Source organism: Conyzicola lurida (assembly GCF_014204935.1).
Lineage (GTDB): Bacteria > Actinomycetota > Actinomycetes > Actinomycetales > Microbacteriaceae > Conyzicola > Conyzicola lurida.
In genome coordinates, this window is the sequence record NZ_JACHMJ010000001.1 from 3,023,003 (window position 1) to 3,042,746 (window position 19,744).

General features: G+C 68.1%; 23 protein-coding genes. 8 read left to right on the top strand and 15 right to left on the bottom strand.

Annotated features, from left to right (window positions below):
* Nucleotides 1-88: 88 nt before the first annotated feature.
* From ccsB to HD599_RS14755, 5 genes are read right to left on the bottom strand one after another with little or no spacing between them, the layout of a single operon-like run.
* Entirely contained in the window at nt 89-1,054 is a 966-nt protein-coding gene (gene ccsB / locus HD599_RS14735) for a c-type cytochrome biogenesis protein CcsB (protein WP_246376850.1), read from the bottom strand.
* Nucleotides 1,055-1,056: 2 nt separating this feature from the next.
* On the bottom strand, nt 1,057-2,679 hold the full coding sequence (gene resB / locus HD599_RS14740) for a cytochrome c biogenesis protein ResB (RefSeq protein WP_184238888.1): 1,623 nt from the start codon (nt 2,677-2,679) through the stop codon (nt 1,057-1,059).
* Nucleotides 2,657-3,397, bottom strand: coding sequence for a cytochrome c biogenesis protein CcdA (locus HD599_RS14745; RefSeq protein WP_184238891.1), 741 nt, complete (start codon nt 3,395-3,397; stop codon nt 2,657-2,659). The genes resB and HD599_RS14745 overlap by 23 nt, the downstream gene beginning before the upstream one ends.
* Before the next feature lie 2 nt (nt 3,398-3,399).
* Nucleotides 3,400-3,993, bottom strand: coding sequence for a redoxin domain-containing protein (locus HD599_RS14750; RefSeq protein ID WP_184238892.1), 594 nt, complete (start codon nt 3,991-3,993; stop codon nt 3,400-3,402).
* Nucleotides 3,990-4,628, bottom strand: a complete 639-nt coding sequence (locus tag HD599_RS14755; RefSeq protein ID WP_184238894.1) for a histidine phosphatase family protein — start codon at nt 4,626-4,628, stop codon at nt 3,990-3,992. The genes HD599_RS14750 and HD599_RS14755 overlap by 4 nt, the downstream gene beginning before the upstream one ends.
* 128 nt (nt 4,629-4,756) lie before the next feature.
* On the opposite strand from HD599_RS14755, the gene aspS reads away from it, so the two are divergent.
* Both aspS and HD599_RS14765 read left to right on the top strand, forming a co-directional pair.
* Nucleotides 4,757-6,085 carry an aspartate--tRNA(Asn) ligase gene (gene aspS / locus HD599_RS14760; RefSeq protein ID WP_184238897.1) on the top strand — a complete coding sequence of 443 codons (1,329 nt, stop codon included), beginning with the start codon at nt 4,757-4,759 and terminating at the stop codon, nt 6,083-6,085.
* 150 nt (nt 6,086-6,235) lie between these two features.
* Nucleotides 6,236-6,508, top strand: a complete 273-nt coding sequence (locus tag HD599_RS14765) for a hypothetical protein (protein ID WP_184238899.1) — start codon at nt 6,236-6,238, stop codon at nt 6,506-6,508.
* Between the two features lie 59 nt (nt 6,509-6,567).
* On the opposite strand, the gene HD599_RS14770 is transcribed toward HD599_RS14765, so the two are convergent.
* The 5 genes from HD599_RS14770 to HD599_RS14790 form a co-directional block, all read right to left on the bottom strand.
* On the bottom strand, nt 6,568-6,867 hold the full coding sequence (locus HD599_RS14770) for a Dabb family protein (protein ID WP_184238901.1): 300 nt from the start codon (nt 6,865-6,867) through the stop codon (nt 6,568-6,570).
* A complete protein-coding gene (locus tag HD599_RS14775) occupies nt 6,864-7,127 on the bottom strand; it encodes a glutaredoxin family protein (RefSeq protein ID WP_184238903.1) in 264 nt (87 codons plus the stop codon). Before HD599_RS14775 ends, HD599_RS14770 begins: the two co-directional genes overlap by 4 nt.
* Nucleotides 7,128-7,196: 69 nt before the next feature.
* Nucleotides 7,197-7,295 (bottom strand): 30S ribosomal protein bS22, encoded by a 99-nt coding sequence (locus HD599_RS14780; protein WP_003792170.1) that lies wholly within the window; start codon nt 7,293-7,295, stop codon nt 7,197-7,199.
* A 95-nt stretch (nt 7,296-7,390) separates the two neighbouring features.
* A complete protein-coding gene (locus tag HD599_RS14785) occupies nt 7,391-7,585 on the bottom strand; it encodes a helix-turn-helix domain-containing protein (RefSeq protein WP_184238905.1) in 195 nt (64 codons plus the stop codon).
* Between the two features lie 88 nt (nt 7,586-7,673).
* Entirely contained in the window at nt 7,674-8,165 is a 492-nt protein-coding gene (locus HD599_RS14790) for an ArsR/SmtB family transcription factor (RefSeq protein WP_184238907.1), read from the bottom strand.
* Between the two features lie 85 nt (nt 8,166-8,250).
* Here HD599_RS14790 and HD599_RS14795 point away from each other — a divergent pair, with 85 nt between their 5' ends.
* Genes HD599_RS14795 through HD599_RS14805 form a run of 3 tightly spaced genes read left to right on the top strand, consistent with a single transcriptional unit; the run spans nt 8,251 to nt 11,015 of the window.
* Nucleotides 8,251-9,675, top strand: coding sequence for a TrkH family potassium uptake protein (locus tag HD599_RS14795; RefSeq protein WP_184238909.1), 1,425 nt, complete (start codon nt 8,251-8,253; stop codon nt 9,673-9,675).
* Nucleotides 9,668-10,339: a potassium channel family protein gene (locus HD599_RS14800; RefSeq protein ID WP_184238911.1), complete on the top strand. Its 672-nt coding sequence runs from the start codon at nt 9,668-9,670 to the stop codon at nt 10,337-10,339. The genes HD599_RS14795 and HD599_RS14800 overlap by 8 nt, the downstream gene beginning before the upstream one ends.
* Nucleotides 10,340-10,355: 16 nt before the next feature.
* Nucleotides 10,356-11,015 (top strand): hypothetical protein, encoded by a 660-nt coding sequence (locus HD599_RS14805; RefSeq protein ID WP_184238913.1) that lies wholly within the window; start codon nt 10,356-10,358, stop codon nt 11,013-11,015.
* Nucleotides 11,016-11,307: 292 nt separating this feature from the next.
* On the opposite strand, the gene HD599_RS14810 is transcribed toward HD599_RS14805, so the two are convergent.
* The 4 genes from HD599_RS14810 to proC all read right to left on the bottom strand — a co-directional run bounded on the left by HD599_RS14810 (nt 11,308) and on the right by proC (nt 16,248).
* A complete protein-coding gene (locus tag HD599_RS14810; RefSeq protein ID WP_184238915.1) occupies nt 11,308-12,600 on the bottom strand; it encodes a nucleotide disphospho-sugar-binding domain-containing protein in 1,293 nt (430 codons plus the stop codon).
* Nucleotides 12,597-14,783, bottom strand: coding sequence for a glycosyltransferase (locus HD599_RS14815; RefSeq protein WP_184238917.1), 2,187 nt, complete (start codon nt 14,781-14,783; stop codon nt 12,597-12,599). The genes HD599_RS14810 and HD599_RS14815 overlap by 4 nt, the downstream gene beginning before the upstream one ends.
* A gap of 117 nt (nt 14,784-14,900) precedes the next feature.
* Nucleotides 14,901-15,362 carry a hypothetical protein gene (locus tag HD599_RS14820; RefSeq protein WP_184238919.1) on the bottom strand — a complete coding sequence of 154 codons (462 nt, stop codon included), beginning with the start codon at nt 15,360-15,362 and terminating at the stop codon, nt 14,901-14,903.
* A 61-nt stretch (nt 15,363-15,423) separates the two neighbouring features.
* Nucleotides 15,424-16,248: a pyrroline-5-carboxylate reductase gene (gene proC, locus HD599_RS14825; protein ID WP_184238921.1), complete on the bottom strand. Its 825-nt coding sequence runs from the start codon at nt 16,246-16,248 to the stop codon at nt 15,424-15,426.
* 23 nt (nt 16,249-16,271) lie between these two features.
* Here proC and HD599_RS14830 point away from each other — a divergent pair, with 23 nt between their 5' ends.
* Nucleotides 16,272-17,234, top strand: a complete 963-nt coding sequence (locus HD599_RS14830) for a cation diffusion facilitator family transporter (protein ID WP_184238923.1) — start codon at nt 16,272-16,274, stop codon at nt 17,232-17,234.
* A 53-nt stretch (nt 17,235-17,287) separates the two neighbouring features.
* Here HD599_RS14830 and tadA read toward each other — a convergent pair whose 3' ends face one another.
* Entirely contained in the window at nt 17,288-17,740 is a 453-nt protein-coding gene (gene tadA, locus HD599_RS14835; protein ID WP_184238925.1) for a tRNA adenosine(34) deaminase TadA, read from the bottom strand.
* Between the two features lie 81 nt (nt 17,741-17,821).
* Between tadA and upp the strand changes: the two genes are divergently transcribed.
* The gene (upp, locus tag HD599_RS14840; RefSeq protein ID WP_184238928.1) at nt 17,822-18,457 is read left to right on the top strand and encodes a uracil phosphoribosyltransferase; all 636 of its coding nucleotides are present in this window, start codon (nt 17,822-17,824) and stop codon (nt 18,455-18,457) included.
* A gap of 423 nt (nt 18,458-18,880) precedes the next feature.
* Nucleotides 18,881-19,621, top strand: coding sequence for a winged helix-turn-helix domain-containing protein (locus HD599_RS14845; RefSeq protein WP_184238931.1), 741 nt, complete (start codon nt 18,881-18,883; stop codon nt 19,619-19,621).
* Nucleotides 19,622-19,744: the final 123 nt, after the last annotated feature.

Consider the following 19,744-nt stretch of genomic DNA (forward strand, 5'->3'; position numbering starts at 1 on the left):
CGGGCGACGCGCCGCGATCGGTCCTGCCGAGCGTGCGAATCGCGCGATTCGCCCTGTCGACGAGCGCCGCGGGCGGGCGCCGGGCGATCTACAGGCCGCTGTAGGCGTGCAGACCCTTGAAGAAGAGGTTGACCACGGTGAAGTTGAACATGACCGCGGCGAATCCGATGATCGCGAGCCAGGCGGAGCGTGAGCCACGCCATCCACGGGTCGCCCTGGCGTGGATATAGCCGGCGAAGATCGTCCAGATGATGAACGTCCAGACCTCCTTCGTGTCCCAGCCCCAGTAGCGTCCCCACGCGCGCTCGGCCCAGACGGCGCCGGCGATGAGGGTGAAGGTCCAGAAGACGAAGCCGACGAGGATCAGCCGGTAGGCCAGGTTCTCGAGCTTCTCGGCGTTCGGCAGCGTCGCGAGGAACTTGAACCCCTCGCCGCCGCGCGCCTCACGACGCGCCTGCAACAGCTGCACGAGGGAGAGCCCGCCGCCGAGCGCGAAGAACGAGGTGCCCAGGATCGCCACGAAGACGTGGATGACCAGCCAGGTCGACTGCAGAGCCGGCGGCTGCGGTGCCACGGCGACGTAGAGGTTGACGGTCGCGAGCCCCATAAACGCGAGGCAGAAGCCCACGATGTAGGCGCCGAGGAACCGCAGGTCCTGCCAGAACTGCACGGCGAGGAACACGCCCACGATGATCGCCGTGGCGGTGATCGCGAAGCCGTACATGTTCGACCACGGCACGTACCCGGCGGCGAGACCGCGCAGCACGACGCCGACGACGTGCAGCACCCAGCCGACGAGCGCGAACGCCATCGCGAGGCGCAGCGAGCGCGAGCCCTTGTCGCGGCCCGGAGTCGTGTCGTTCGTGGTCTTTTCCAGCAAAGCCGTCGAGCCGGATGCCGCGGCGAGCTGCCCGACCGGACGGGACTCCTGCGCGACCGCAACGGGCACCACGGACGACCGACGGGCGAGGTCTACCGTGAACGCGATGAACGCGAGCGTGTAGATCGCCATCGCCGAGTACACGGCGAGGAGGGAGTACGTCTCAAAATCCATGGTCACGGTTCCACCTTAAGCCCGAGTTGTTTGCTGTGCGCAGCGGCGATTCCCGCGACGGCCTCTTCGAGCCGGGGGTCCTCGCCGCGGGCGAGTCCCGCGTATTCGAGGGTGACGGCGCCGTCGGCCGTCTCGGTCGCCTTGACCCAGACACGGCGGCGCGGGATGAAGAGCCCGGTGAAGAGCCCGGCGAGCACGAGGATCGCGAACAGCAGCACCCAGAACTGGGACGGGTCGTTGTGGATGTCGAACGAGGCGAACCGCTTGACGTCGGTGAGCTCGATCGTGCCGAGTCCGTTCGGCAGGTCGACCGTGTCGCCCACGCCGAGCTGCAACGCGTCGACGTCGGCACCGCCGCCCGCGATGGGGGTGAGGTCGTCGAGATCGAGCTCGTAGACCGACCGCGGCACACCCGCGTCGAGGCCGAGGTCGCCCGTGTAGACGCGCAGCGACAGCACGGGGTTGAGCAGGTCAGGGTAGCCCGAGGCGAGCGCGCCGGACGGCAGCTCGGCCTGGGTCGGGTAGAAGAAGCCGATCATGCCGACCTGTTCGGCGAGGCCGTCGGGGATCTTGATCGTGCCGAGCGAGGTCAGGTTGGTGTCCTGGGGCAGGAACGGCGTGGAGTCGGTCCAGACGACGTTGCCCTCGGGGTCGCGCACCACGATCGTGGGGGCGTAGCCGTTGCCGAGCAGGAACACCTGCGTGCCGCCGATGTCGAGCGGCTCGTTCACCTTGATGTTGGCCTGGCTCTCGTCGCCGTCGGGCGTCGTGGTGGTCACGTACGCCGAGTAGTCGGTGGCCTGGCCGATGGCCGCGGTGTTCTCGAGCTCGTAGGTGGCGCTGAACTCGTCGAGGCTGATGCGGTACGGGGCGAGCACGTCGCTTTCGAAGAACCGGCCCGGGTTGAACGAGTCGTAGTCGCCGAGCACGTTGACGAACTTCTGGCCCTCGACCACGACGCGCTGGCCGCTGTAGCCGTAGCTGCCGCCGATGGCGACCGAGACTAGGATTCCGACGAGCGCCGTGTGGAACACGAGGTTGCCCGTTTCGCGCAGGTAGCCGCGTTCCGCGCTGACGCTGAAGGAGGCCAGTCCCGCCCGCGTCTTCGACGGGTAGAGCTCGGTGCGGTACCCCAGCCGCTTCAACTGCGACTTCGCGAGATCGATCGCGCCCGCGGCATCCGTCTCGACTGTCTGGGAGGTGTACCCGGCCAACCGGGTCAACCGGGCCGGCGTCTTCGGCGGCCGCGCGCGCAGGGCCTTGAAGTGGTGGATCGACCGCGGGATGATGCAGCCGATGAGCGAGACGAACAGCAGAAGGTAGATCGACGAGAACCAGACCGAGGTGTAGGTGTCGAAGACCTGCAGCTTGTCGAGGATCGGGTACAGGTCGGGGTGGTCGACCCGGTACTGGATGACGCCGTTGGGGTCGGAGCTGCGCTGGGCGACGAGGGAGCCGGGGATCGCGGCGAACGCGAGCAACAGCAGCAGGAACAGCGCCGTGCGCATGCTCGTCAGCTGGCGCCAGAAGAACCGCAGGTAGCCGACGACGCCGAGCGCGGGCTGGGTGACCGACTTATCGGGCTCCGGGGAGTCGAAGTGGTCAGAGGGGCGTGACGAAGACATTGATCACCGCTCCCAACTGACTCATCCAGATCGACCACAAGCCTGTCACCATCAGCACACCGATGATGACCAGCATCGAGCCGCCCACGATGTTGACGAGGCGAATGTGCTTTTTCACCCAGCTGACGGATGTCGCGACCCAGCCGAAGCCGAAGGCGACGAGCAGGAACGGGATTCCGAGGCCGAGCGAATAGACGAGCCCGAGAATGACACCCTGCCATGCCGAACCACTGGTCAAGCTGATAGTGGTGATCGCGGCGAGCGTCGGCCCGAGGCACGGGGTCCAGCCGAGACCGAACAGGATGCCGAGCAGCGGGGCTCCCGCGAGGCCGGTGGCCGGCATCCACTTCGGCTTGACCGTGCGCTGCATAAAGGTGAACTGGCCGATAAAAACGAGACCGAGCAGGATGACGAGAACGCCGGCGAACCGCGTGATGGTGTCGCCGTAGATGTAGAGCCAGGTGCCGAGTGCCCCGAACGCGGCGTTCGTCGCGACGAAGACGAGCGTGAAGCCGAGGATGAACAGACTGACGCCGAGAACGAGCCGCGAGCGGTCGCGCTTGCCACCGGTGCCGCTCAGCCCGCCGACGTAGCCGAGGTAGCCGGGGACGAGCGGGAGGATGCAGGGCGAGAGGAACGACAGCAGGCCGGCGAGCAGCGCGATCGGCAGCGCGACGAGGAGTTGCCCGTCGCCGACGAGCTGGCCGACATCGGGCACAGCTAGCCGTCCTCGGCGAGGATCTCGCTGACGATCGTCTCGAGGCTGGACGCGGCACCGATGGCACCGAGGAACCGTGCGGCGACGCGCCCCTGCTTGTCGATGACCAGGGTCGTGGGTACGGCGTTGGGCGCGACGGCGCCGGAGTAGGCGAGCAGCATGTTGCCGTCGTCCGCGTCCATGACCGACGGGTAGGTGACGCCGAGCTCCTCGGCGAAGGCGAGGGACTGCGGGATCTGGTCGCGCACGTTCACGCCGAGGAAGCTGACACTGTCGTCGGCGAACGTCGTGGCGACTTCTTCGAGCTGCGGGGCCTCGACGCGGCACGGCGGGCAGCCGGCGTACCAGAAGTTGAGCACCAGCACCTCGCCGGCGTAGTCCTCGGAGGTCACTGTCGTCCCGGCGTCGGTCTCGCCCTCGAACGAGATGGCCTCGCCGCGGTCGGCGGCGGCGATCTCGGTGACGGTTCCCTCGCCCGAGATGTAGTTCTTGGTAGTGCCGGCCGCGTACTGCTCGGCCAGCGGATCGCTACTGCAACCGGCTAGGAGGGTTACGGCGACCACCGCTGCTGCGGTGAGGGAAAGGGCGCGCTTCACACTGCTCCAAAGTCGACGGATGCTGCGAGCAAGTCTTTCGCAGGTTCCTGATAGTTGACCTCGACGAAACGGTCGCCCTCGCGCTTGAGGGTCGTGATGCTCGAGAGCGCGCAGCGGCGCTTGCGCGGGTCGTGGTGCAACTTCATGTTCTTGACGGAGCGCGCGACCATCACGATCGGCATCTGGTGGCTGACCATGACGACTTCGCCGTCGGGAGCTTTCTCCCACGCGTCGCCGACCGCGGCGAGCATGCGCTCTTCGACGCTCACGAAGGGCTCGCCCCAGCTCGGCTTGAGCGGGTTCATGACCCAGGGCCAGACGCGCGGACGCAGCAGTACGCCCGGGCCGAACTCGAACTTCTTGCCCTCGAACTTGTTGTACGGCTCGATGATGCGGTCCTCGGTGACCACGGGCAGGCCGAACAGCTTCGCCCACGGCTGGGCCGACTCCTGCGCGCGCTGCAGCGGGCTGGCGTAGACGGCGGTGATCGGATTGCCGACGAGACTCGCGGCCGCGGAGGCCGCCATCTTGTGACCGAGCTCGGAGAGGTGGTACCCGGGGATCCGTCCGTAGAGGATGCCGTCGGGGTTGAAAACCTCGCCATGACGCACGAGATGGATGAGAGAGGCGGGCATGCTGCAATTCTACGTTTGCCGGGTGGTTGGGTTAGGCCGCCTGCGGCCTGTATCGAAACCCGTCGCCCGTGGTTTCGATACGGTGCCCGGGCGACCTACTCAACCACCGGTGACGGTAAACTCCTCGGGTGACTGAACGCACCCTCATCAAGAACCTGGCCGCGGCATCCGACGGCCCCATTTCCGTATCCGGCTGGGTCGAGACGGTGCGTGATCAAAAGAAGGTGCAGTTCGTCGTGCTCCGCGACGAGTCCGGCGCCGTGCAGCTCGTGCACCCGCGCGTCTTCAACGACGACGGCACCCCCGCCGAGGACGCCATCGCCGAGACCATCTCCGGTCTCGCGCAGGGCACCTTCCTCACCGCCGGCGGCGAGCTCAAGCACGACGAGCGCGTCAAGCTCGGCGGCGTCGAGATCAAGCTGGACGCGATCGACATCGCAGCCGCCGCAATCCCCGAGACCCCCATCGCCGAGGACTCGAGCGGCGACAAGCGCATGGACTGGCGCTTCCTCGACCTGCGCGTGCCCAAGAACGCCCTCGTCTTCAAGATCCAGACCACGTTCCTGCACGCGCTGCGCACCTACTGGGTCGACAACGACTTCATCGAGATCCACACCCCGAAGCTCATGGCCTCCGCGAGCGAGTCCAAGGCCGAGCTGTTCGAGGTCGACTACTTCGAGGGCAAGGCGTACCTGGCGCAGAGCCCCCAGTTCTTCAAGCAGATGGCACAGCCCGCGGGCTTCGGCAAGATCTTCGAGGTGGGCCCGGCATTCCGCGCCGACCCCTCCTTCACCAGCCGTCACGCCACCGAGTTCACCTCGGTCGACACCGAGTTCAGCTGGATCGAGAGCCACGAAGACGTCATGAAGGTGCACGAGGAACTCCTCGTCGCCGGCTTCCAGGCAGTCAAGGACAAGCACGGCGACGAGATCAAGGCGCTGTGGGACATCGACATCACCGTGCCGACCACGCCGTTCCCTCGCGTGCCGCTCGCCGAGGCGAAGCGCATCGTCGCCGAGCGCGGCTACGAGGTGCCCCGCACCGACGACGACATGGACCCCGAGGGCGAGCGCCAGATCTCGGCATGGGCGCAGGAGACCTACGGCCACGAATTCGTGTTCCTCACCGACTATGCGTCGAGCATCCGGCCGTTCTACCACATGCGTCACGAGGGCGACCCGTCGCTCACCAACAGCTACGACCTCATCTTCAACGGCGTCGAGATCTCCACGGGCGCGCAGCGCGAGCACCGCGTCGACGTGCTGATCGAGCAGGCCGCGCAGAAGGGCCTCGACCCCGAAGAACTGGACTTCTACCTCGACTTCTTCCGTTACGGAGTGCCGCCGCACGGCGGATTCGGCATGGGTCTCAGCCGCGTGCTGATGCTGATGCTGCACCTGCCGAACATCCGCGAGGCGACGTACCTGTTCCGCGGACCGACACGCCTCACGCCGTAGTCGCAGTCCACCGATCGACGGGCCGTTCCAGCACGCTGGGGCGGCCCGTCGTGGTTAACCCGGGGGCCTCGGATCACGGAACAGTTTCACCTTCGACCGCTCACCGACCGCGGTCCGATTCGTTCACTTCGATAGGGCAAGATACGTCCTATGTCCAAGAAAATTGACTCAGCGCGTAAGGACCTCACCAAGGCCCTCAAGAAGCATGCCGCCGTCGTCGGCGCCACCGCCGTCTCTCTGAAGAAGGCGCAACGCGCCGCTTCCGAGGTGCACATCGCGGCGATCGCCTACGCGGCCGCCGTCGAAGCCAAGACGGGGCTCACGAGCCCTTTCGGCGACGCCCTGCAGCCGGGACTCGACACCTCGACGATGGACTCGCTCACCGCCGAGCGGGACGCGATCTCGAAGAAGTCGAAGAAGTAGGTCTCTAGCGGATTGAGCCTGTCGAAATCGTCCTTCGGGTTTCGACAGGCTTCACCCGCCTAGGCCTCGAAGTCGACGGCCGAGCGCAGCTCGACCAGCGGGCGGATCACGTGAGTCGCCGCGACGTGGTCGGGGTGCACCTGGTACGCCTCGAGGTCCTCGAGCGACTCGTAGTCCGCGACCAGCACGACGTCCCAGTTGTTCTCGGGGTACGCCACGTTCGTGCCGACCTGCAACGACAGGATCTGCGGGATGACCGCCGGCAGCGCGGCGAGTGTTGCCGAGATGGTCGCGGCCTGCTCGGCCCGAGCCGCGGCATCCGCCCCATTCAGCTTCCAGCTGACGATGTGCCTGATCATTCCGCGACCTCCAGGATTGCTGCCTTGAGACGCACAGGATCGATGCGCCAGATGTTGTGGACCTTGCCGTTGAGGAGCACGACCGGGATCTCTTCGACGTACTTCTCGTAGAGGTCGGGGTGCTCGAGAATCGACAGCTCTTCGACGGTGACGGATGCCGCGTCGCCGAGTTCCGCGACGACGCCGTCGACCACGTCCCGAGCGGTTTCGCAGAGGTGGCAGTCGGGCTTACTGACGAAGGTGAGCTGGATATCGGGCACCAGCCCAGTCTAGTTAAGACGCAAAAAGCGCCAGACCCGAAGGTCTGACGCTAGTGCTGAGAAGTATCTCTACTTCTTGTTGCGACGCTGGTGGCGCGTCTTACGAAGCAGCTTGCGGTGCTTCTTCTTCGCCATACGCTTGCGGCGCTTCTTGATGACTGAACCCATGGGTACCTCACTGGTTACTGAATTAGACCGACCCGGTCCGATTCGGAACCGCGGAAAAATGTACTGCGTAAGTCTAGCGCATCACGGCTGGGTGACTAACCGGTGTGTGAAATCGGCGTCTGGATGACGGCGACGACGGCCGATTCGGGGATGCGGAACGAGCGGCCGAAACGGATGGCGGGCATTTCGCCGGCGTGCACCATGCGGTACACGGTCATCGTCGAGACCCTCATCATGTCGGCCACTTCCTGGACCGTGAGAAAACGCACATCGGAGAGATCCCCTGACATGTCTGTGCCCCTTTAGCTGCTGGAGCACTCGTTACGGGTGTGACTGGAGTGCTGAAACGTAACACTAGGGGCTGGAGTGAGTCGCTGTCTATGCTTTGTTGCCCCAGCGGCGGGTGACCGAATCGGGCAGCGCGTGCGCGACCTTCTCTGAAGCGCCGTGGAAAGCGGTGCGGGCCTGGTACGAGCGGTCGGCGATGGTGCGGCCGATCGTGGCGCCCACGTCGGTGCCCGCCCAGGCCGCGAAAACCGCGGTGTCGTCGACGGCGGATGCCGCGAGCTCGTCGCCGCCCGCAGCGTCAGACTCCGCGAACCCGTCGCCGACGAAGGGTGCGAGCCAGGCCTGCAGGGCGTCGAACGGGGCGAGTTCGAGGTGGAAGTAGCGCAGGCGCCCCTCCTCGCGCGCGGACACGAATCCGAGCTCGCGCAGCACCCCGAGGTGCTTCGACGCGGTGGGCGTGGTGACGCCGACCAGCTCGGCGAGATCGGCCGCCGTGATCTCGCCGGCACCGCCCCGCTCGAGCAGTGCGGTCAGGATTTCACGCCGCGTGGAGTCGGCAATCGCGTCAAAGTTGTCGGCCATCCCGACAGGCTAGCGAATCCGTGGTCGGAGTAGCATGTCAAGCTGTTCCGAGCACCCGTTCGAAATCGGTAGGAAGAGGTCAGGAATGCGCACTAGGCCCGTGCTGCGCAGCTCTTTCCTCGGCCGCGTCCAAGATGCCTTCGAGGGCTTCGCCGCCGCCACGCCCGCGCGCTTCGCGATCCTGATCTTCGCCGCGCTGGTGCTGGTCTTCACCCTGCTCTTCTCGCTGCCGGTCTCGACCGCGTCCGGCGAGGTCCCCCGTTTCGCCGACGCCTTCTTCACCGCCGTCTCGGTCATCTGCGTCACCGGCCTCTCGACCGTCGACATGGGGTCGTACTGGTCGCCGCTCGGCCACGTCTTCATCCTCATCGGCGTGGAGATCGGCGGTATCGGCGTGCTGACGCTCGCGTCGATCCTCGGCCTGATCATCTCCCGCAAACTCGGTCTGCGGCAGCGCCTGCTCGCCGCCGGCGACGTCAACCCGCTGCGCATGCACAAGGGTTCGATGGCCGAGAGCCAGGCCGTGCGCCTCGGCGAGGTCGGTTCGCTGCTCGTCACGGTGGCGGTGAGCGTCTTGGTGATCGAGATCGGCGTCGCCCTGCTGCTGTTTCCCCGACTGCTGCTGGCCGGGCACCCGCCGCTGACCGCCGCGTGGGAGTCTTTCTACTACTCGACGATGGCGTTCACCAACACGGGATTCCAGCCCACGAGCAACGGTCTCGTGCCGTTCGCGACCGACTACTGGTTCCTCAGCGTGCTGATGATCGGCGTCTTCCTCGGCGCCGTGGGCTTCCCGGTGATCTACGTGCTGATGCGCAACCTCAAGCGCCCGAAGAAGTGGTCGCTGCACGTCAAACTGACGCTGACCACGACCATCCTGCTGTTCGTCCTCGGCGGCCTCGCGTTCGTCGTGCTCGAGTGGAGCAACACCAAGACCTTCGCGTCGCTCGACCTCGGGCAGCGGTTCTTCCAACCGTTCTTCCTGTCGATGATGACCCGGTCGGGCGGCTTCAACACCATCGACATCGGCGAGTTGCACGGCTCCAGCCTGCTCGTCGCCGACATGCTCATGTTCATCGGCGGCGGCTCCGCGTCGACCGCCGGCGGCATCAAGGTCACGACCCTCGCCATCCTGTTCCTCGCCGCCTTCGCCGAGGCCCGCGGCAACGAGGGCATGGAGGCGTTCGACCGCCGCATCCCGGGCGACGTTCTCCGGCTCAGCGTCAGCGTCGTGCTCTGGGGTGCCACGACCGTGGCGACGGCGTCCATCATCCTGTTGCAGATCTCGGGGGCGAGTCTCGACTACGTGCTCTTCGAGGTGATCTCCGCCTTTGCGACATCCGGTCTCAGCACCGGTCTCACGGCGGAACTACCCGATTCCGGCGTGTACGTGCTCGCCGCGACCATGTTCCTCGGCCGAGTCGGTACGGTGACACTGGCGGCCGCACTCGCGGCCAGCCAACGCCGCCAGCTGTTCCGGCGAGCAGAAGAAAGGCCCATCGTTGGTTGACAGAATCGCGCACAACGCGCCCGTACTCGTGATCGGTCTCGGCCGGTTCGGCGCGGCCACGGCCGGCCAGCTCGACCGCCTCGACCGCGAGGTGCTCGCCGTCGACGCCGACGAGGGGCTCGTGCAGAAGTGGTCGGAACGCGTCACCCACGCCGTTCAGGCCGACGCCCGCTCGATCGACGCCCTGCGCCAGATCGGCGCGCAGGAGTTCTCCATCGCCGTCGTGGCGGTCGGCTCCTCGATCGAGGCGAGCGTGCTCATCACGGCCAACCTCGTCGACCTCAAGATCCCCCAGATCTGGACCAAGGCGATCAGCCAGTCGCACGGCAAGATTCTCTCCCGCATCGGGGCCAACCACGTGATCTACCCCGAGGCCGAGGCCGGCGAACGCGTCGCGCACCTCGTCTCCGGACGCATGATCGACTTCATCGAGTTCGACGACGACTTCGCCCTCGTCAAGATGTACCCGCCGAAGCCGATCCGCGGCATCCGTCTCGCCGAATCGCAGGTGCGCAAGAAATACGGCGTCACGGTGGTCGGCGTCAAGGCGCCCGGCAAGGACTTCACCTATGCGACGCCCGAGACCGTGATCTCCAACCACGACCTCATCATCGTGAGCGGCAACTCGGCCGACATCGAGCGGTTCGCGAGCCTCTCCAGCTGACGATTACACTCTCTGGGTGGTAACTGTCATCATCCCCTGGCGCCCCCAGCCGTCGCGGCTCGCCGCCTTCGAAGCAACCTCCGGCTGGTATCGCGAGAACCTGCCGGGCGCCGTCGTCCGCACGGTCGACTCCGGCGAGGTTCCGTTCAACCTGGCGCGCTGCCGCAACGTGGGGATCGCCGAGATCGCGGACCCCGACGAGGTGGTGATCATCGGCGACGCGGACACCATCCCGAGCATCGAGCCGTTGCTCGCGGCGATCGAGGCGGCCGCGACATCCGGCCTGGTGCACCTGCCGTACACGGCCTACCAGTGGCTCGGACGCGAGGGCACCGCCGCCTTCTTCGACGGTGCCCCGCTGCCGTCGATCGAGGCCACACTGGTGCGCGGCGCGTGCTCGGGCGTCTACGTGACGACCCCGCGTACCTGGGCGTCGCACGGCGGGCAGGACGAGCGCTTCCGGGGCTGGGGCTTCGAGGATTCCGCCTGGTTCGCCGCGCACACCACACTGCTCGGCTCGCAGCCGCAGCGGCACGAGGGCAACGTCTACGCGCTGCACCACGAGACGCAGCTTCGCGAGGGCGAGCAGTACGACAAGAACGCCGCGCTGCGGGAGCGCTACCGCGAGGCCGAGTCGTCGCCCGAGGCGATGCGCGAGCTGGTGTTCGGGGCGTAGTTCCCGGGGGTTCGCCGCGCACGCGCCCAAAGGTGGCATAGTGCTGTTCCCGAGCACGCCGGCGAGCATTACACACCCCTGAGAGCGTGGATGCCGCGGCGAGCACACCACGGCGGGCCCTACATCGGCGGCAAAACGCTCTTCGCCCGCCCCGGGAAGCGCACTTTGCCGCCGATCAGCATCGTTTCGCCCACTTCGGCCCCGATTCGCGGCCGACACGGGGCGTTTTCGGGCACAACGACGAGCTCGCACCCGCGAGTGAGGAGTTTCGGTACGGCCGCAGGCGGCCTACTCAACCACCGAGAAGCGCGCGGCGAGCGCGCTCGCGCCCGGGCGTCTCGCGCAGCGACGCGGAGAGCGCGTCCAGCGCCTCGGTCGGCAGCGCCAGCACCCGGGACATTCCGTCAGCCAGCTCGTCGACCGTCGCGGTGTTCGGCGCGAGGGCCACGCCGAAACCGGCGTCCTCGAGGGCGGCCGCGCCCGCGAACTGGTCGGTCGAGAACGGGAGCACGAGCAGGGGCACTCCCGCGGTCATCGCCTCGGTGACGCTGTTGTTGCCACCGTGCGTGACGGCGGCCGCGGCATCCGACAGCAGTCGCACCTGCGGCAGGAACTCGCGCACCAGCCACGACTCGGGCAGCTCGCCGAGCTCGGCCCGGTCGGCCGACCCGATGGCGACCGCCACCCGCAGTCCGAGCGCGTCGAGCGCGGCCAGCACGCGGGCCAGCACGTCGCCGCGCACCGAGAGGAAGCTGCCGAAGCTGACGTAGACGAAGGGGGCGTCGCTGGCCTGGAGCCAGTCCTCGACGGCGGGGTCGACGGGTTCGGAGCGCACGGAGGAACCGATGAACTCGTGCGGCGGCAGCAGCGCGCTGCGCGACGGCGCGTGCAGTTCGCGCGGGTAGTTGTAGAGCAGCAAGTCGCCGTGCTCTGCGAACGCGCTCGACGTGCGCAGGTGGGACGCGCCGAGACCGTCGAGGGCCGCGTTCCACTCGGCGGTGAACGAGTCGCTCACGTCCTGGCAGAGTTGCCAGAGGGCGGCGACGGCCGCGGCATCCGGGGTGAAAGCCGCAGGCCAGGCGGGCGGGAAGCCGTAGACCTCGCCCTCGAGCGGCAGCGCCGACGGGTGGCCGAGCACGACGTCGGCATACGGGGTGCCGTGCGCGAGCAGGGCGAGCCGCGCGCTGAACGCGAGGTGGTCGACGATCACCCGGTCGGGCTGCACCTCGTCGACGACGCGCTGCACGGCGCGAGCGGTCTCGACGGGGTTCCAGAGCAGGTCGTTCTTGCGGGCCGAGGCCTGGAATGCGAGCGTCTCGACCATGCCCTGGCGGGTCGCGTCGAAAAAGCCGCGCAGGGCGTCGTCCTCGCCCGTGGGCTGGTCCTCGGCCTTGATGATGCCGGGGTTCGAGCCGCGACCGAGCTGCAGGTGCACGCGCTCGAAGCCGAACGACTCGACGATCGACGCGGTGGCGGGGCCGGTCGCGACCACGACGCGCTCGCCCGCGTCACGCCAGGCGGTGCCGAGCGTCGCGAGCGGGAGGAGGTGGGAGGCGTAGTCGGGGCTGATGATGAGGAGCGTCACCGGGCGGCCACGCTGTCCGCGTGCTGCTCGGGCGAGCTGACGCCGGTGTAGACCACGCCGAGCGCGCGGGCCATCGCCTGGATGGTGAACGTGCGGGCCACCGTGTCGCGCGACTTGTGCGGGCGCGCGTCGGTCGTCGCCGGTTCGAGCGCCTCGAGCGACATCGCGTCGAGCGCGTCGCTCATCGAGGCGGCGAGAAGCGCGGGGTCGGAGGTGCGGGTGAGGAAGCCGGTGACGCCCTCCTCGACGTAGGTCGCGGGTCCGCCGCCGGCGGGGGCGACCACGAGCAGGCCGGCGGCCATCGCCTCGAGGATCGCGATGCCGAACTCCTCCTTCAGGCTTCCGCAGACGTAGACGCCGCCGGGCGAGGCGAGGCCGGGAACGCCGAAGCGCGCTGCGGCGACCCAGCGGGCGACCTCGTCATTCGGGCGGTGTCCGGGCATGAGCAGGCCTTCGGACGCGGCCGTCGAACGGGACACGGTGCGGTCGATGCGGTCGAGCTGCTCGAGCTCGTCTGCCGAGGGGTTTTCGAGGTCGCCGCCGACCAGCAGCAGGTTGGCGCGCTCGCGCAGCGGACCGTTGGCCCACGCCGCGGCGACGGTCGCCATGCCCTTGATGCGGTGGAAGCGGCCGACCGAGATGAGCAGCGGCAGGTCGCGGCGCTCCTCGGGCAGCTGCGACAGCAGGGTACGCAACGAGGCGAGCGCGGGTGTGGCCGGGGCGCCGGCGGCGTGTTCGGCGGCCTCCTCGACGGCGCGGTCGACGACCGCGAGGTCGATGCCCTCGGGAACGATCGAGTGGCGCTCGGGGTGCGCCGTGATGTCGATACCGACGAGCTCGCGCATGTCGGCCTCGAGGTTGGGCCGCGGGAACAGCACGGTGTGCGCCGCATCGCCGGCGAGACGCTGCACCAGACGGGCGCGGAACCAGAAGTGTTCCTTCTCGTCGGTCTCGCCGAAGTTGGCGCGGGTCAGATCGCCGGCCATGTCGAGGGTGCGGATGACGGCGTGCGGGTCGGGCGCGACGGTGAACACCACCGGGATACCGAGGTCGCGCGCCACGTTGGCCGCCGCGAGGCTGCCCACGTCGGCCATGCGCAGGTGCAGCACGTCGACGCTTCCGGCGGCACGAAGGACACGACGGATGCCGCGTTCCGCAGCCACCCGCAACTGCCACGCGTCCGACGAGGCGACGGGCTCGCTCAGCAGGGGCACCGACGCGTAGGCGTGTCCGCGCACGGTCGAGCCGACCGACGAGAGGCTGTCGAGGGCGTCGGTGGCGCTGCCGCGCGAGAGCGTGATGACCCGCTGGATCGCGGAGTCGTCGGCCGCGGCATCCGCCCCGCCCGACGCGGCGAGCGCGTCGCCCAGCCGCACCAGCAGGGTCGCGATACCGCCGTTGTCGCCGCTGCCCGCACGGGTGAGCTGCGGGTCGATGTCGGCGTGCAGAAAGAGCTGGGCGACCGTGAGTCCGGTCTGCCAGGGTGCGCGCACGACCTCGGCAGCCGTGAGGTCGACGAGGGCGAGACGGGCGGCCTCGGCCACGAAATCGTCGCCGGCGGCGAGACGGGTCACGATGTCGATGCTCGAGGTGTCGCCGGCACGGTCGCCGAGTCCCGCGACGGCGGCGACGCGCACGACGTCGGACTCGGACTCGTTGCGCGCGATACGGATGAGCGCGGCGGTGGCGATGCGGCCCCGGGAGACGCCGAGCGACTCGACGATGCGGCGGCGGGCCCGGCTCTCGGTCACGCCGATGAGCGCGCTCTCGAGACCGATCGCGATCTGGTCGGGCGCGGACGACGCCCACGACTGCAGGGTGCGCTGGGCGAGCATGCCGCTGAACCCGCCCTCGACGACGAGGCCGATGAGCCGGGCGATCGTGGTGAAACGAGGCAGACGGGCGGAGAACGCCCAGGCCGCGTGTTCGCGCAGGTAGCCGCGGTCGCTGGAGAGCAGCTTGGCCAGCACGTCGTCGGCTTCGTCCTCGAAGACCTGGGCGAGCGCGTGGGTGGAGGCGATAGCGGTCAACTGGTCGTCGCCGTCGAGCGTGGCGGCGAGGACACGCACGGTGCGGGCGCCGCCGTTACGGCTCGCGACGAACGCGAGCTCGTCGGCGACCCGCATCGCATCGACGATGTGGGTCGTCTGGCGCAGCTCGTCGAGAGAGGTCTGAATACCCACTGTCGTACTTCCTTATCTGTTGACCATCTTCATTATCAACGGGAAGCCTGACCTCACGCCGCCAAGCCCCCGAACCAGTGAGGGCTTGTCAGCGCGATGCACAGCGAGTAGGTCGGATCAGCCTTCTTCGGCGTCGTCGTCCGATCCCGTGTCGTCGGAGTTCGGAGCGGTGGGGCGTTCCTGATTGGTGCCGCTGCCGGGCATGTCCGGGCGGGTTCCATCGCCGGATTCGCGGGTGCCGTTCGGCCCGCCTCCGGGGAAGCCGCCTTCGCTCATGCCGGGACCGCCGGTCACGGAGCCGCCGTTCGGCAGCGCCAGACCGAGGAGCACACCGCCGCCGAAGAACAGCCCGGCGACGAGCACGGCACCGACGGCGATTCCGGCGATGGCGAGACCGCCGAGCTTGCGCTTCGGCTTTGCCGGGGGAACGACGGGAGGAGCCGGCGGGACCTCGGATGACGGAGCCGCGGTCGGCGCGGAAGCCGCGACCTCCGCGGGGAGAGCCTCGGTGTGCGCGACGGCTGTGGGCGTGGGGTCCGAGCCCTCGGGCTCGGGAATGGCTGCGACGGTTTTTTCCATACAGGCACAGTGCCCGGCGGGGCTATGCGCACCCTATGTGTGCCGTACGAGTGGGCTGGGACTACGCGCCGAGCTCGACGGCCCGCGCCAGTGCGGCGGCGGTCGCCCGGTCGAACGTGGCCTTGAAGCCGGCCCGCTCCAGTTCGGCGACGGCACGCTCGGTCGTGCCCTTGGGGCTCGTCACATTGATGCGCAGCTGAGTGGGCGACAGATCGGATGCCGCAAGCAGCTGGGTCGCTCCGATAAAGGTCCCGTCCACCATGGTCTTCGCCTGTTCCGCGGTGAAACCGAGGTCGACGGCCGTGCGGGTCAGTTCCTCGATCAGGTAGAAGACGTAGGCCGGGCCGGAACCCGAGATCGTGCTCAGCGCGTTGATCTGGCTCTCGGGGATCTCGAGCACCTCTCCCACGGTCTCGAACAGCGCCCGCACGACGGCGAAGTCGTCGTCGCTCGAGCGGGTTCCCGCGGCCAGCCCCGTGACTCCGCGGCCGACGACCGCGGGGGTGTTCGGCATCGAGCGCAGCACGACGCCGGGAACGAGCGCCTCCATCGTCGCGATCGTCACGCCCGCGGCGACGCTCACCACGATCGCGTCGGGCTCGAGGCTGTCGGCGATCTCGGCGAGCAGGTCGGGCACCATGGCGGGCTTCACGCCGACGAGCACGATGCGCGCGCCCCTCACGGCCACCTTGTTCGCGTCGGGGTCGATGCTCGTGGCCAGCGAGGTGACGGTGTCCGAGGCCAGCGCCTCCGCCTTCTCCGTCGACCGGTTGGTGACCCGGATGCCGCCCTCCACGGTCACCCCCGGCTGCAACAGTCCGCTGAGAATCGCGCCGCCCATCGATCCGGTTCCGAGGATGGCAATGGAGGGCAAAGTGATCGTCATGCGACCATCCTAAGATTGGCCCTATGAGCGCATCCGGTGGGAACAGGGCAATAATCGCGGCACTCCTCGCAAACCTGGGAATCGCGGTCACGAAGTTCATCGCATTCGCCTTCTCCGGCTCGAGCTCGATGCTCGCCGAGGGTGTGCACTCGCTCGCCGACACCGGCAACCAGGGCCTCCTGCTGCTCGGCGGCCGCAAAGCGAAGAAGAAGGCCAACGCCGACCACCCGTTCGGGTTCGGACGCGAACGCTACGTCTACGCCTTCGTCGTGTCGATCATCCTGTTCTCCATCGGTGGAGTCTTCTCCATCTACGAGGGCATCGAGAAGCTGCAGCACCCGCACGAGCTCGAGAACGCCTGGCTGCCGATCCTCGTGCTCGTGATCGCGATGAGCCTCGAAGGATTCTCCTTCCGCACCGCGATCAAAGAGTCGAACCACGTGCGCGGCAAGCAGGGCTGGGTGGCGTTCATCCGTCACGCGAAGGCCCCCGAACTGCCCGTCGTGCTGCTCGAAGACTTCGCCGCGCTCATCGGCCTCGCGCTCGCGCTCCTCGGCGTCGGCCTCTCCGTCATCACCGGCGACGCCACCTTCGACGCCATCGGGACCCTCGCCATCGGCGTGCTGCTCGTTCTCGTCGCGATCGTGCTCGGCATCGAGACGAAGAGCCTGCTCGTCGGCGAGGGCGCATCCGTCGCCGACACCGAGGCGATCCGCGCCGCGATCAACTCGCAGCCGCAGGTCGAAGCGCTCATCCACATGAAGACGCTCTACCTCGGGCCGGACGAGCTGCTCGTCGGTGCCAAAGTCGCCTTTGCCAGAACCAGAAAGCTGGCGGATGTCGCGAACGACATCAACGAACTCGAAGCGAGCATCCGCGCGGCGGTGCCTATCGCACGGGTGATCTACATCGAACCCGACGTGTACGTGCGGCCGAACGACGCGAACCCCGCGACCGACGCGATCGTGATCAAGGCCGCCGACTGACCTCCGGCCCCTGAGGCTGTCGAAGGGCCTCGACAGGCTCGACCCGCGACGGGTCAGCGCTTCGAGCTGAAGAAGTCGAGCAGCAGGTCGGCGCACGCCTCGGCCTCGATGCCGGCGACGACCTCGACCCGGTGGTTCAACCTCCGGTCGCGCAGCAGGTCGTAGACGCTTCCCACCGCCCCGGCCTTCTCGTCCCACGCGCCGAAGACCACGCGCGGGATCCGCGAGTTGAGGATCGCCCCCGCGCACATGATGCACGGCTCGAGCGTGACGACGAGGGTCGTGTCGAGCAGGTGCCAGTCGCCGAGCGCCTGCGCCGCCTCCCGGATCGCGAGCACCTCGGCGTGGGCCGTCGGATCCTTGTGCAGCTCGCGCTCGTTGCGTCCCGTGCCGATACGGTTGCCCGCGGCATCCAGCACAAAAGCGGCCACGGGCACGTCGCCGGTGTCGAACGCGAGACGCGCGTCGGCGATCGCCTCGCGCATCCACTCCTCGTACTGAGTCATGCCCACCTCCTGAACCCCACCGAGCCTATTCGACCTCCCGCTGCGGGCGGGAAGCGCGGTGCACTCCAGTAGATTGGGCACATGCGAGTTCACGTTGCCGACCACCCGCTCATCACGCACAAGCTCACCGTGCTGCGCGACAAGACGACACCGTCGCCGACGTTCCGCGCCCTCGCCGAAGAGCTGATGACCCTGCTCGCCTACGAGGCCACCCGCAACGTGCGCACCGAGGTCGTCACCATCCAGACCCCGGTCTCCGAGACCCAGGGGCTCGCGATCAGCACCCCGCGTCCACTGGTCGTGCCCATCCTGCGCGCCGGTCTCGGCATGCTCGAGGGAATGGTCAAACTCGTCCCCACCGCCGAGGTCGGATTCCTCGGGATGGTGCGCAACGAAGAGACACTGCAGCCCGAGACCTACGCCGAGCGTCTGCCCGACGACCTGTCGAACCGCCAGTGCTTCGTGCTCGACCCCATGCTCGCCACGGGCGGATCGCTCATCGCGGCGATCGACTTCCTCTTCGCCCGCGGCGCCGTCGACGTCACGGCCGTCTGCCTGATCGCGGCTCCCGAGGGCCTCGCGGCCGTCGAGAAGGCGATGGAGGGACGCGGCGACGTGACCATCGTGCTCGGCGCGCTCGACGAACGCCTCAACGAGCACGGCTACATCGTTCCCGGCCTCGGCGACGCCGGCGACCGCCTGTACGGGCTCGTCTAGCCTCGACGCCCCTCCACACCCGGCCCGACGCACCACCCGGCCGCTTCGGCACGTTCGACGCGCCCCGAAACCGCGCGGGGTGGCCAGCCGGCGGTGAATTCTTGGTTGAAGCGACAACCGCACTTGACACGACGGTGACTCGTGCCAGATAGTTGCATCTATGACTTTCCACGCGCACTCCCTGTCAGGCCTCACGGCCCGCGGGACCGACGGCATGATGCCGGTCGGCGCGATGTGTTGTCGAATGTGTGCCTAACGGCCAACCCCTCGCCGAGTTCCGCTCTTATTCCTTGAGAGTCCGAGAACTCCAGGTCGCCTCCTTTCATTACGGAGAGCCTCCACCCCCGCGTCACAGAATTACCCAGAAGGAATCACACCCTCATCATTAGAGGCCCTTCACCCCTTTCAAGGACTCTCGAAGCCATGTCGCTCGCAACCATTGACCGCCCGACCACCTCTTTCACTTCCAGCCCCGCACGTTCGCTCGTCGCGACGGAGCAGCTCTCCTCCCCCGTCAGCACGCAGGCGACCGATTCGGCGCAGCCCCGCCTCCGCGCCGTCCCCGCCGGAACCGAAGCCCGCGGCTTCGTGCTCTACGTGGGCGTCGACGAGCTGAAGGCGGAACTCGCCGGCCTCGAGCTCGGCCAGATCGTCGAGCAGCTGAAGCACCTCGTCACCGGCCTCGTGCCCAGCGCCGAAACCTACGCCGCCGTCGCGCTCGCCCCCCAGGGTGCCGGCGGACGCGACGTCGACGTCGTGCGCCTCGCCCTCCAGGACCCGGCCGCACTCGCCCGCCAGCGCCAGACCCCCGCGGTCGAGGCCAAGCCCCGCGGCGGAGTCGTCATCGACATCTCGCGCAAGCGCCTCCTGCTCGACGGCGACACCGCTCCCCTCACCTACAAGGAGTTCGAGCTGCTGCAGTACCTCGTGCTGCGCGAGGGCCGCACGATCGACCGCGCCGAACTGATCAGCTCGCTCTGGGCCGCCGGCGACGACGAGATCCCCAACGAGCGCACCATCGACGTGCACGTGCGTCGCCTGCGCTCGAAGCTCGGCGCCTACGAAGACATCGTGCGCACCGTGCGCGGCGTCGGCTACCGCTTCGACCGTCACGCCGACGTCTCGATCCGCCAGGCGACGACCCCGAGCCCCGACTTCATCTAGGCCCAGCCCTATCCGGGCCACGGCCTCGTCTACCCAGCGGCGTCCTTCGGGCAACGTCGTGTCGGAGGCGGCGGCGTCGTTTAGGCTCAGGGCAAGCCCGGGGCGTTTCCCGCCCCGGTGGAG